This is a genomic window from Pantoea brenneri (assembly GCF_038594305.1).
Taxonomy (GTDB): Bacteria; Pseudomonadota; Gammaproteobacteria; order Enterobacterales; family Enterobacteriaceae; genus Pantoea; species Pantoea brenneri.
Window position 1 is genome coordinate 61,089 of the sequence record NZ_JBCGBG010000002.1, and the last position, 12,025, is coordinate 73,113.

Annotated in this window: 10 protein-coding genes; 6 read left to right on the forward strand and 4 right to left on the reverse strand. The window is 51.7% G+C overall.

The window, feature by feature from the left end:
* The first annotated feature begins 179 nt into the window (after positions 1-179).
* On the forward strand, positions 180-488 hold the full coding sequence (locus AABB92_RS11110; RefSeq protein ID WP_031377531.1) for a hypothetical protein: 309 nt from the start codon (positions 180-182) through the stop codon (positions 486-488).
* A 58-nt stretch (positions 489-546) separates the two neighbouring features.
* Here the strand turns inward: AABB92_RS11110 and map are convergent, their stop codons facing one another.
* Positions 547-1,332 (reverse strand): type I methionyl aminopeptidase, encoded by a 786-nt coding sequence (gene map, locus AABB92_RS11115; protein ID WP_031377532.1) that lies wholly within the window; start codon positions 1,330-1,332, stop codon positions 547-549.
* Entirely contained in the window at positions 1,329-1,574 is a 246-nt protein-coding gene (locus AABB92_RS11120; protein WP_031377533.1) for a ParD-like family protein, read from the reverse strand. Before AABB92_RS11120 ends, map begins: the two co-directional genes overlap by 4 nt.
* Positions 1,575-2,369: 795 nt before the next feature.
* Between AABB92_RS11120 and AABB92_RS11125 the strand changes: the two genes are divergently transcribed.
* Positions 2,370-4,361: a BCCT family transporter gene (locus AABB92_RS11125; protein ID WP_046289327.1), complete on the forward strand. Its 1,992-nt coding sequence runs from the start codon at positions 2,370-2,372 to the stop codon at positions 4,359-4,361.
* Between the two features lie 224 nt (positions 4,362-4,585).
* Here the strand turns inward: AABB92_RS11125 and AABB92_RS11130 are convergent, their stop codons facing one another.
* Positions 4,586-6,763, reverse strand: coding sequence for a TonB-dependent siderophore receptor (locus AABB92_RS11130; protein ID WP_031374952.1), 2,178 nt, complete (start codon positions 6,761-6,763; stop codon positions 4,586-4,588).
* A gap of 432 nt (positions 6,764-7,195) precedes the next feature.
* Here AABB92_RS11130 and AABB92_RS11135 point away from each other — a divergent pair, with 432 nt between their 5' ends.
* The 4 genes from AABB92_RS11135 to AABB92_RS11150 all read left to right on the forward strand — a co-directional run bounded on the left by AABB92_RS11135 (position 7,196) and on the right by AABB92_RS11150 (position 11,375).
* Positions 7,196-8,113 (forward strand): LysR family transcriptional regulator, encoded by a 918-nt coding sequence (locus tag AABB92_RS11135; RefSeq protein ID WP_031374953.1) that lies wholly within the window; start codon positions 7,196-7,198, stop codon positions 8,111-8,113.
* A 132-nt stretch (positions 8,114-8,245) separates the two neighbouring features.
* Positions 8,246-9,457 carry an MFS transporter gene (locus AABB92_RS11140; RefSeq protein ID WP_031374954.1) on the forward strand — a complete coding sequence of 404 codons (1,212 nt, stop codon included), beginning with the start codon at positions 8,246-8,248 and terminating at the stop codon, positions 9,455-9,457.
* 442 nt (positions 9,458-9,899) lie between these two features.
* Complete coding sequence (locus AABB92_RS11145) at positions 9,900-10,091, forward strand: LysR substrate-binding domain-containing protein (protein ID WP_238585850.1); 192 nt, start codon at positions 9,900-9,902, stop codon at positions 10,089-10,091.
* A 189-nt stretch (positions 10,092-10,280) separates the two neighbouring features.
* A complete protein-coding gene (locus tag AABB92_RS11150; protein ID WP_238585849.1) occupies positions 10,281-11,375 on the forward strand; it encodes a tyrosine-type recombinase/integrase in 1,095 nt (364 codons plus the stop codon).
* 17 nt (positions 11,376-11,392) lie between these two features.
* On the opposite strand, the gene pagP is transcribed toward AABB92_RS11150, so the two are convergent.
* Positions 11,393-11,965 (reverse strand): lipid IV(A) palmitoyltransferase PagP, encoded by a 573-nt coding sequence (gene pagP / locus AABB92_RS11155; RefSeq protein ID WP_031374956.1) that lies wholly within the window; start codon positions 11,963-11,965, stop codon positions 11,393-11,395.
* Positions 11,966-12,025 lie beyond the last annotated feature (60 nt).

Below are 12,025 nucleotides of genomic sequence, written 5' to 3' on the forward strand. Positions count from 1 at the left end.
TTAAGAGATGTCCTTATTTTTAACAGGGGCAAAGCGCGAATTTTCGGTGAGAATCGTGCTGATGTTAACGATGTCAGCAGCTATTACCTGACTTATGCCGGATTAATGCTAAACAGCCCACTGAAGCGGCTGCGGATGCGGTACACTTGCCCGGTGAATTCACCACTGGACACGATGCTATGAACGACAAGAAGATGATCTCGATTGATCAGTTCAACGCTGATGAACGACTGGCTGTAGAGGAAACGTTCAACGGGCTGGTGCAGAAGTATCGCCAACGGACCGGCAAAGAGCCTGATAGTAAAAAAGAGAAAGAATTCAATACGGAAGCGCGACAGCTCATCATGTCGAACAAGCTTGAGAAAGAGAGAGCACAGGCAGAAAAGGAAAAGAAAAAACCCCTGCGCCGCAAGAAACCTTCTTCGCTGGCGGCGAGTGAAGTGGGTGATTTCAACTGGGCAGCCTCAGTGGTTAAAGGCCGCAGATAGCCGCTCTCTGCGTTATCAGGTCAGAACGAGCCTGAGGTATTACCCTCAGGCTGCAGGTTCAGATTGGCGCATAGTCGCCAGTACCCTCGGGCCACGGCGTCAACAAATCAAATCCCTCCTCGGTCACCGCCACGGTATGCTCCCACTGCGCTGATAAAGACCGATCTTTGGTCACCACCGTCCAGCCATCCGATAGCACGCTGGTGCCCGCTTTACCGGCATTAATCATCGGCTCGATGGTAAATATCATCCCGGCTTTAAGCGGCATCCCTTCTCCCGGCGTACCGTAATGCAGCACCTGCGGATCGGTATGATAGATTTCGCCCACGCCGTGACCGCAATATTCACGCGCCACCGAGAAGCCAGCCGATTCCGCCACACGCTGAATCGCCGCACCGATGTCGCCCAGCGTTGCGCCCGGACGAACCGTTTTAATGCCGGCCACCATCGACTGATAGGTGATATCAACCAGGCGTTTAGCGCGTACTGACGGCGTACCGACGAAATACATCCGGCTGGTATCGCCGTACCAGCCATCTTTGATGATCGCCACATCGATATTCACGATATCGCCATCTTTCAACTTCTTGCTGGCAGGGATACCGTGGCAAACCACGTGGTTAACCGAGGTACAGGTGGTACGGGTATAACCGTGATAGCCGATATTGGCCGGAATCACCTTCAGCTCATTCACAATGAAATCGTGGCAGATATCATCAAGCTCTTCGGTAGTGATACCGGGCCGAACGTGCGGTGTGATCATCGCCAGCACCTGTGCGGCGGCGTGTCCGGCCGCGCGTGCCTTTTCGATCTCTTCGGCAGTATGAATTTTAACGGTGTTCATGACACATCTCCTTGTGAAGTGAGACTTTCTTTATGAAGTAAATGTCGGATATCAGAACTGCCTTCCAGTTCTAATCGAATCAGCATCTGTGCGAGCTGCTGTTGAGTGAGTTGCGGATAGAACTCCGCCAGCATCCCCAGCTTTAGCCAGTGCTCTGCCTGTGCATTGATCGATCGACTCATCGCCTGGCTGGCAATGCGCAGATTTTCATGCATCAGGTCGGAAATTTTAACGATGCCCATGTAAGCCCTATATGAAACGTATATGTTTTATATATAGCTTAATGAGAACGATATGATTTGCAAGGAGACTTTCTCACCGATGTGAAAAGGTATGAAATTTGTCCGAACATCACCGACATGACTTCTATCAGCTGATATTCATCTGCGCATGAATCGGGATACTTTTTGGACATCGAAATGTTTCTGATTTCATAGAAGGTCAGCGGGTTCGCCTCCTCACTTAAACCGTACTGCGCCTAAACCCGTTTAAATGCCGGCGTCAGTTTTTCCGGACGCACAGGGCCGGGATAACGCCCGTGACGGTGGATAGCTGAATAAAGGGGGCGCTGAGAAAGGTAGTCCTGCCGACAGATTCCGATGACGTCACTCAGCGTCATAGCGATTAGAATATCATCATCTCATCGATGCGTTTGGTGAGGCTATTTGCCACTGTTTCAGCAGGCAAAAGTAGACTGGTTCCGAACATTCGGTGATTCTGGCGTGTCGAGGTGTCAATACAGGGGCCATTATGACCTGAGACGACCCCGCTAAACACTTCAGGGCCATTCTGGTTTAATTCTTATTGTTTCACCTTTTACTCTGTGACGCCTGAATCAGTCATGGTTTTTTTATGGCGCATGACGATATGACAATGCCCATCATTCCGTGTGCATAAAAATACATTTTAATAAACGTTGTCAGGAAGTTATGTCAGGCGCGGAAAAAAATCCTATAAAATCCGTTCGTTTCCTGAAATTTTCATATGCTCTGTCATAATGGCTGTTACATTCAGAAATGGTCCAGCAGAGAGGTTATATGTCTCAACCAAAAATAACAGAGCAGACTCAGCGAAGTAAAATCAATCCTCCGGTGTTTTACAGCTCCGCCATACTGATATTTATTATCGTTGCTTTTGCCGCAATTTTTCCTGAACAAGCTGACAAGCAGCTCAGCGCGCTGCAAAGCGGCATCTTCGCCAATGCCAGTTGGTTTTATATACTGACTGTTGCCCTGATACTCATGAGCGTCGCCTATCTGGGCATGTCGCGGTTTGGTGACATCAAGCTGGGCCCCGACCATTCTGAACCCGATTTCAGCTATGTCTCGTGGTTTGCCATGCTGTTTTCAGCGGGTATGGGCATAGGGCTGATGTTCTTTGGCGTGGCGGAGCCGGTAATGCACTACATGGCACCGCCGTCAGGCACACCGGAGAGTGTTGAGGCCGCTAAGGAAGCTCTGCGCATTACCTTCTTTCACTGGGGGCTGCATGCCTGGTCAATCTACGCCATCGTTGCATTGATACTGGCCTTCTTCAGTTATCGCCACGGCCTGCCGCTGACGCTGCGATCAGCACTCTATCCGATTATTGGCGAAAAAATTTATGGGCCGATAGGGCATGCCGTGGATGTTTTTGCCGTTATCGGTACCGTGCTCGGTGTAGCAACCTCGCTGGGTTATGGTGTCCTGCAGGTCAATGCCGGACTCAACCATCTCTTCGGAATCCCGGTTAACCAAACCATACAGGTGATACTGATTGTTGTTATTACCGGCCTCGCCACCTTGTCAGTGGTGTCGGGACTGGATAAAGGGATCCGTATCCTTTCAGAAATTAATCTGACGCTGGCGGTGCTGTTGCTGGTTCTGGTTGGTGCGATGGGGCCAACGGTTCTGCTGCTGAAATCGTTTGTTGAGAATACCGGCGGTTACCTTTCAGAAATAGTAAACAAGACCTTTAATCTGTATGCCTATGAGCCTAAATCCAGCAAGTGGCTGGGAGGCTGGACCCTGTTTTACTGGGGTTGGTGGCTGGCCTGGTCGCCCTTCGTCGGGATGTTTATTGCCCGCGTTTCGCGTGGACGAACCATCCGTGAGTTCGTTACCGGTGTATTGTTTGTGCCAGCCGGTTTCACATTGCTGTGGATGACGTTTTTCGGTAACAGTGCTATCTGGCTGATCATGAGGAAAGGTGCTCGCGACCTGGCAGAGACCGTACAGTCCGATCAGACCCTCGCATTGTTTAACTTTCTTGAGCACTTCCCCTTCAGCTCAGTTCTGTCGTTTATTGCTATGGCCATGGTTGTCGTCTTTTTCGTGACGTCAGCTGATTCCGGCGCGATGGTGGTTGATACCTTAGCGTCAGGAGGCACCGATAATACGCCGGTCTGGCAGCGTATTTTCTGGGCATCGATGATGGGTGTTGTTGCCATCGTGCTGTTACTTGCAGGCGGCATGAAAGCGCTGCAAACGGTCACCATCGCCAGTGCGTTGCCCTTTGCGATTATTCTTCTGGCGTCGATTTACGGGCTTTTTAAAGCGTTGCGAATTGATTATTACAAACGTGAGAGTAAGCAGATCACCACCATAGCCTCACCGGCTTCACGAAATCCTATTTCCTGGCAACGCCGGTTGAGGAACATTGCCTATTTTCCCAAGCGTTCAAACGTAAAACGATTTATGAATGAAGTTATTCAGCCTGCCATGCATATGGTCAGCGGCGAACTGCTCAAGCAAGGCACCGTTTCTCATCTCAATGATAGTGCAGACGACCGGGTACATTTTGAAGTGGATTTGGGAAATGAACTCAACTTTGTTTATGAAGTTCGCCTCCGCTCGTATATCCAGCCAACTTTTGCTCTTGCTGCATTAGGCGATGAGAAAAAAGAAGAGCATCGCTATTACCGTGCCGAGGTATACCTGAAGGAAGGCGGGCAGGATTACGATGTGATGAGCTGGACGCAGGAGCAGATTATCAACGATATTCTGGATCAGTACGAAAAACACCTGCATTTCCTGCATCTGGTACGTTAATAATCGGGGCCTGGCTCACTGCGTCAGGCCCCGATTATGATGCATAATGTGTCGATTCAGCCCAGGCTTCTTTGCCCGGGCTTTTTTATGGTCAGATGTGTCGTCTCTGTATCCTGCTCAATCCCCCGTTTCACATTTCAACGCTGCGCGCAGGCGCGATAGTCACGGAAGGGGTTGATCCGTAATGATGAAAAAGCGCTTCCAGCCGGAAGCGCCAGTCACAATCAGAAGGACATGGTCAGGCCAGCATAATAAGCCCGGCCTGGCTCATTATAGGTTGAGGCACCTTCGGCTTCACGGTAGATACGCTTATCCAGCAGGTTGTTAATACCGGCATTGGCGCGCAGATTTTTAGTGATGTTGTAATTGAGATTCAGCCCAAAGACGGAATAGGCACCGACTTCACGCGTCGACATCGGCGAACTTGCTTCGGTTCGTGACTCTGCATTTTCGCGCGGTTTCTGGCGGCCATACATCGTCCAGTTCAGGTTGGTTGAAAAGTCCTGAGTCACCTGCCAGTCGAGCATAGTATTAATGGTGTATTCCGGGATGATCGACAGCGGATTACCGGTCTTCTTATCCTTCGACTCAATCATATAAGTCGCGTTGGTACGCCATTCCAGCGTGTCGCGCACCAGCGGAATGGTCATATTACCTTCCAGCCCCTCGACCACGGCTTTACCACCGTTGGACCATTGCAGAATATTGTTGCCGTTAGAGGCAAAACCAATACGCTCGGTACCGGCGACGATCTTGTTCTTATAATCGTTGCGGAACCAGGTAAGCCCTGCGATATAACCGTTCTGGCTATACTCAATGCCCAGCTCTTTATTTACGCTGACTTCCGGATCAAGATTTTCATTACCGAGCAAATAGCAGCTGCCGGTCGTCACCCCAACCGGGCAACCGTTACCGCGGGTAGCCAGTAAATAGCCTTCAGTTGACTGGTAGAGGTTAGGGGCTTTAAACGCACGCGCAATACCGGCTTTTAGCGTGAAGTTATCGCCTAATCCCTGTGAAATATTGAGTGATGGGCTCCAGTTTGCACCGAAACTATCATGATAATCAAAACGCAGACCGGGGATCACTTCTGTGCTGTCAGTAGCCGCAATGTTGTCTTCAAAATAGAGCGAACTCAGGGTAGCGCTGTTTTTACTGTTGCGCGCACCTGGGTTGCCGCTCACATCGCCAATGGTCACATTCGGCGCGCTGGTGCCATTCATTGAGTTGGGATCGTTCAGTTCATCGCGGTTCCACTCAGCCCCCAGCGTGACGGTCTGTTCCCGCACCAGCTCCAGCGGGAAACTGACTTCGCCACCGGCCCGGTAACTCTCGAAGCGACTGGTTGAAAAGGTGTTGCTGTTAATCCGTCCTTCACCGCTGCCGGCGGTCCCTTCGTTCAGGCGGGTATTGTTGGTTTTTTCATAATTGAAGGTCAGCTTCGACTGTCCCCAGTCCCAGATACCGTTGTGGGCGATGCCGTAGGTCTGACGGTAGAGGCGGTTGGTTTCTGAGCCATCCAGCGATTCAATCAGGGCATTGCCGGCACCGTTGCTGTATTGGGTATCGCCAGCGTAGATATTCCCCTGACGACTGTAACCGTAGCTGAAATCAATCACCTGTAACGGAGTCAGTTTCCACGACAGCACGCCGTTAATATCTTTGTTGCGCACCCCTTCGCGGCCAGCCGCAGCGGAACCGTTCTGCGACTGGTTAATATCGAATGCATCACTGTCGGTTTTGTTAATGTTGCCATATAACCGCATGGTCAGCGCGTCACCGGCTAGCGGGCCACTGAGGTTAAAGTTAGCGCGGCGGGTAGCACCTTCTTTGTCATCTTCCGGCTGATTGGTGAACAGCGACAGTGAACCGTGCCAGTCATTGGTCGGACGCTTAGTAATAATATTGACCACGCCGCCCGCAGCGCCAGAGCCGTAGCGGGCAGCCGCCGGACCGCGGATCACTTCGATACGTTCAACCATTTCGGCCGGAACCCAGTTAGAGTCGCCACGGGAATCGCGCTCGCCACGCCAGCTGTAACGTACTGAATTTCTCGAGGTAGTGGGTACGCCATCAATCAGGATCAGGGTATTTTCTGGCCCCATGCCGCGAATGTCGATCTGGCGATTATTACCGCGTACCCCGTTAGCGCTGTTACCGGTCAGGTTAACGCCCGGCATTTTGCGAATGATGTCGGAAAGGTCATTGACCGGCGGATTTTTTTCAATATCCTGCGCGGAAATCACCGAAACGCCCGGCTGTTGCTTTAACTCCTGTTCAGCAGTGACCAGCATCGTTTGGTCATCAGCCAGCTTTTCTGTCTCAGCCTCGTTGGCGGCGGAGGCGGAGGTACTCAATATTCCCGCCAGCAGCAGCGCAATGGGGCGCTTCCGGACATGCATAGTTACATTCACTTAGAAAATCTCCCTGAATCGTTAAGGTATGTAAGCAAATGCGCATGATAATGAGAATAGTTATCATTGTATATGCGATCTGCGTAACTTTACATTCCTTCACATTAGGCCGTTTAATGTACGTTGCGGGTTGCTGACAGGCGGATGACTGAGCAGAGCAGGTCGTCAGTTCCTTTTGTTTAGCAGGGAAAGTCACTAAAGATCGTCGCGAAACACAGGCGGCGAAAGCTGCCGGAAAACAACAGAGATCGGTGGGCTGGCTGCAACAGACAAGCCTCTGCGTCAGTCGGGCAGCAAAGCGATCCGGCGGTGAACGCTGGCGGTTTCATTCAGTCAGCGCCGCGGTAGTCCTTTTCGCACCGGGTTATTTAGGTAATATCACGCGTCCCCACATTTTCACGACAGTTCACCAGGAACAGAATGGATAATTACAATCAGCTACTGGCTTTCATCTGGGCCTATGAATATGGCAACTTCTCTGCTGCCGCACGGGCTAAGGGATTAACGCCTTCCGCGATGAGTAAACTGATTGGTCGGCTGGAGGCCAGACTGCAGGTCAGGCTGTTCGTTCGCGGAACGCGCGCGTTAAAGCTGACGGAAGAAGGGCATGTCTATCTCAAAAGCGCCCGTGCGGTGGTGGATGCGATGACCGAAGCTGATTCACTGGCTGAAGATATGCCTAATCAGATCAGCGGGCAGCTAAAGATACGGACCATGACCACCTTTGCTCGCTACCAGATTCTTCCCTGGCTGCCTGCTTTTATTGCGGCTTATCCCGCGCTGAAAGTGGATATTGAAACCGGGCCGCTCTATCAGGATCAGTTCGACAAAGGTCTGGACCTGGCCATCTATGGTGGCGTGCTGGCCAGCTCATCACGTATTGCCCGTCGTATCGGCGAAAGCCAGTGGATTACCTGTGCTTCACCGGCATACCTCAGCCGGTACGGCATCCCGTCCCATCCGCGTGATCTGATTGAACATCGCTGTTTTCATTTCAACTTTGAAAGCCACTGGAACCAGTGGGTTTATGCTGAAGACGGTCAGAGCCGGATTTACCCGGTAACGCCGGTGGCTTCTCTGTCGCAGGGTGATTTACTGCGCGATCTGGCTATTCAGGGCGAGGGCATTGTCCGGCTGGCTGATTTTCATATCCACCGCGATATCAAGCAGGGAAAACTGGTGCCGCTATTGACCGATTTCCAGTCGCCGATCAGAGAGCCGCTCTATCTGATCTACGCCAAAAGACAGCATCTCAGCCCACGCATCCGCTGTTTTATCGACTTCATGGAACAGCAACTTGCCCTGCATCCGTGGCACATGGAGGCCACCGCCGGTTAACCTTCGCGCTCCTCTTCAAAGACCACTGTGAATCCTGGTCACAGTGGGTTTGCCTGCGGCTCGAATCCCATCCAGAAGGGGCTGTGATAACGTTCTGTCGACGTTTCACGACTTTCCTGGATAGCAAAACTGATGATCCCGACGACAAAATCCTCACAGGCAGGACTGGCCCTGGCGCTAGCCTTTTTTTCAGGCATGCTCAGCAGCAGTCTGCCAACGCCGCTGTATCCGGTTTATGTCAGCTTATACCGGTTCAGCGCCTCACAGATCATGGCAGTATTTGGCGTTTACGCCGCCGGTGTTCTGCTCGCACTGCTGTTTACCGCAAAAGTTAACGTCCGGCCGGAAGCCTATACCCGACCTGTTTATACTGGACTGGGATGCGTATTAATTTCATCACTGCTGATGATGTTTGCCGATAATATTACGCTGCTGCTGATTGCCCGATTAATAACGGGTTTAGGTTCAGGTATATTAATGGCCTATATTAACCGCTCGCTGATAAAAATATTCGCAACGGAGGTCAGTAATCATGCTGCGCTGATCGCCTCCGCCGCCTTAATTCTGGGTCAGGCCATCGGCCCGTTTATTACCGGCAATATCGTACAGCATAATTTTTACAGTTTAAAAGCGCCGTTCATTATTTTACTGGTGCTGGTTTTACTCTCCCTTTTCGCCATCTGGCGTTGCCGTGAATGGGTGAATAAACCAATCCAGCCGGTTGCTGAGCCGCAGCAAAACCTGACGCTCCAGCGCCATCGTCCGCTCACTCTCAGAGATGTTTACCTCTGCTGCATGGCGATCTTTCTTTCGTGGGCAATGGCATCAACCCTGATGTCACAGGGTCCGACGCTGGCCCACAACGGGTATGCGATCGGCAGCGTGCAGATCGTCAGTTATTGCCTGTCGCTATTCCTGCTTACAGCGGGCATCACCCAGTGGCTGATGAGAAAAAGGCACCATTACTCTTCGCTAAAAATCGGGGTGAGCATTCAACTGGCGGCGATATTACTCGCCCTGGTCAGCGTGCAGCTTATCAGTCCCGCCCTGGTTCTGGTTGCAGTGATTGCAGAAGGCTTTGCTTATGGGGCGATACTGGTCGGTGCGGCAACCATTGTGAATCAGGTTGCCCGCCAGAAACAGCGGACACACCTTATCAACCTGCTGTATATCACCGGCTATGTGGGTAACTGGCTGCCCTTTGCGCTGAGCATTATGATGGATCACTATCCGCTGCTAAAAGCCCTGAGCGAATACTTAATAGTCTGTAGCCTGCTAGCATTTTGTATTGCTTTAGCCGCGCAGGTTTCAGCGCGAAAATTATATCAATCACCGATGGTTTGACTGTCCGATACCGTGAAAGTGATAACCACAATCTCCGATAAGAGAATGATAAAATAATTGCTGCTAAGCCATTTAATAATGATTAACACCCTATAAGACAACAGGTGTTATCGTGCTAATAACACCTGCCATAAGCCTGTTGAAAAAGATTATATGTTGATATTGCCGTGCGCATCGGCGAGCCACGAGATGATTCACCTATTCTGACCCGAACCATTGCCACCCAGAAAATTGTCACTTGTGCCTCACCGGAATATCTCAGCTCGCGGGGGAACCTGAGACGCCGCAGGCGTTAAACGAGCATGACACCCTCTTTCTGCTGAGCGCGGAAAAAAGGCGTAGCTGGCGGTTTGGAACGCCGCAGGGCACTTTTATCTATGAGGGACCCGGCCGATAAATCTCGATAGTTCTGAAGCAATAAGAGCCCCGGCGTTATCATATTATGCATTTGCCAACTTATCTGATCGGTGAGGCCCTCCGCAAAGGAAGACGGGTCCCCATTCTTCAGCACTATCCCTTTACTGCCGAACCGATTCGCCTTATCTATCCCAGTAAACGCCATTTATCACCGCGGATACGCGCTTTTATCGATTTGCTGGTTGAGCGCTGGCAGCACCAATTACCCTGGGAGTAGCGGGTTCCGTGGTCACATTTAACGGCAATTTTTGTTAAAACAGCGACCGGGAGAAAACCCCGCCAGCAGTCGCAGATTTCACCAGAACGCGTCACTGTGACTCCAGACTTATTAGGTCTGGAGTCACACAACGATAAACGTTAGAATTTGCCGCCTTGCAGCGCAGAAGAGAACAGGTAAAGGATCATTGTGACGGTAGCAGAATTACGTTCGCCCCATGTTGGCCGCCATGTGTTGATCTGGCTGGATCAGGTCAGAGCAGCCTCTTTGGGTGAGCTGGATAACTTTGGCGATGAAGGCTCGGTCGAGCAGGTGATGAAAGTCTGGGTCAAATTATCGTTGCTGGTCAGTCGGCGCCGCCCCGAAATTGCCGTGTCATCGCTGCTGAAACATGTCCTGCCGAATATCGGATCGCAGCCGCTTAAATCGATCACCCGTTTACGGCTCAACCGCCTGTATAACATTTTGATTGCCGACGGTAAGAAAGAAGAGGCGCGGCGGGTATTTGCCCTGACTAAACAGTTCCTCGCCTGGGCTGAGATGCAGGGCTATCTGGATCATTCTCCGATCGCCTCAATGAAAAAACGTGATGTCGCCGGACGCGCGACGCCGCCCCGCAGTCGCCAGCTGAGCGATGCTGAAATCTGGGTGTTCTGGCACGGACTGGATAACTGGGCTTTGTCTGACCAGGCGCGCTGGGCGCTGCGCTTGTGCCTGGTCAGCGCACGACGGCCCGATGAAATTGTACAGGCGCAAAAAGCGGAATTTGATCTGTCACTCGGCCTGTGGAAGCAGGGCACCCGCAACAAATCACAGCGGGAACATATCCTGCCGATTTCGCCACTGATGCGTCAGTGCATCGATGCGCTGATGCGCGCCGCCGATGCTGACTCACCCTGGCTGGTACCGGCACCGCGCGATCCGCAGTTACCCCTGTCAAAAGGTGCGCTGAATCAGGCATTACGTCGCATGATCCGCGCCCCGCGTGGGCTGGGACTCGACGCCTTTACCCCACGCGATTTACGCCGCACCGCGCGTTCCAAACTTTCCGCGCTGGATACCCCGAACGACGTCGCCAGAAAAATCATGAACCACGCGCTGGAAGGGATAGATAAGGTGTATGACACGCACGATTATCTGACGCAAATGCGCAGCGCAATGGATGCTTATTCGGCGGCGGTAGAACAGATCATCGGTTGCGAAAGTTACCTGGCGTTACGCCATCGCTTCGACGGCGAAACGCTGATTCTGAATGAAAGTTCAATTATGGCCATGTCAGCCTAATCGTTCTTGCCTTATTTTCAGAAATGGTAGCGTAGCCAGGCGAAATAGACGTTGCCATTATTGTGCGTGCCGGGAATATAGGTCATTTGAAAGTCGAGCTTACCGTATCCGACAGACGCCAGCGGCAATATTGCCGGTAGCGGAATATATTGCCAGTTATGCCTGGCGGTAACACCAGCGGTATATCCGGCCCCCCAGTGGAATTTTTCATCCGATAATGGCCGCCAGGTCGCTAGCCAGCCATAACCACCAAAGGGTTCCCACTGATTAAAAGAATCCCTGAAGGTCATAACATAGAGGCCATGCCAGTTACCTTTTTGGTCATAACGGGATATCCCTCCGCCGGCACCCCACGGCCTTTCATTATACTTATCAATGTGTTCACGATCGTAGGTTGCCCGGTTATGCCAGGTAATCGCCGGCAGATAAAAGTCGATGCCGTCTGGCTGCTGCCATGTGGTGGCGACGTTGTTACTGAAATTCTCCCAACCGGCACTGACACTGTGCGCAACAGAAGCCGCACCCGCCGGGAGAGCACTGCAAACGATAATAATAGCTGACAGAGTGCGCAAATTTTTATTCAGGCGCATAAATAAAGTCCCGTTTAAAGCCAGGCTCATGGCGGTTAATGCCAAATGTAATGGCGGGGA

What these genes read in the sequence shown, in the direction of transcription:
- AABB92_RS11110 (WP_031377531.1), top strand. Translation starts at nt 180, where the DNA reads ATGAACGACAAGAAGATGATCTCGATTGATCAGTTCAACGCTGATGAA.
- map (WP_031377532.1), bottom strand. Translation starts at nt 1,332, where the DNA reads ATGAACACCGTTAAAATTCATACTGCCGAAGAGATCGAAAAGGCACGC.
- AABB92_RS11120 (WP_031377533.1), bottom strand. Translation starts at nt 1,574, where the DNA reads ATGGGCATCGTTAAAATTTCCGACCTGATGCATGAAAATCTGCGCATT.
- AABB92_RS11125 (WP_046289327.1), top strand. Translation starts at nt 2,370, where the DNA reads ATGTCTCAACCAAAAATAACAGAGCAGACTCAGCGAAGTAAAATCAAT.
- AABB92_RS11130 (WP_031374952.1), bottom strand. Translation starts at nt 6,763, where the DNA reads ATGCATGTCCGGAAGCGCCCCATTGCGCTGCTGCTGGCGGGAATATTG.
- AABB92_RS11135 (WP_031374953.1), top strand. Translation starts at nt 7,196, where the DNA reads ATGGATAATTACAATCAGCTACTGGCTTTCATCTGGGCCTATGAATAT.
- AABB92_RS11140 (WP_031374954.1), top strand. Translation starts at nt 8,246, where the DNA reads ATGATCCCGACGACAAAATCCTCACAGGCAGGACTGGCCCTGGCGCTA.
- AABB92_RS11145 (WP_238585850.1), top strand. Translation starts at nt 9,900, where the DNA reads ATGCATTTGCCAACTTATCTGATCGGTGAGGCCCTCCGCAAAGGAAGA.
- pagP (WP_031374956.1), bottom strand. Translation starts at nt 11,965, where the DNA reads ATGCGCCTGAATAAAAATTTGCGCACTCTGTCAGCTATTATTATCGTT.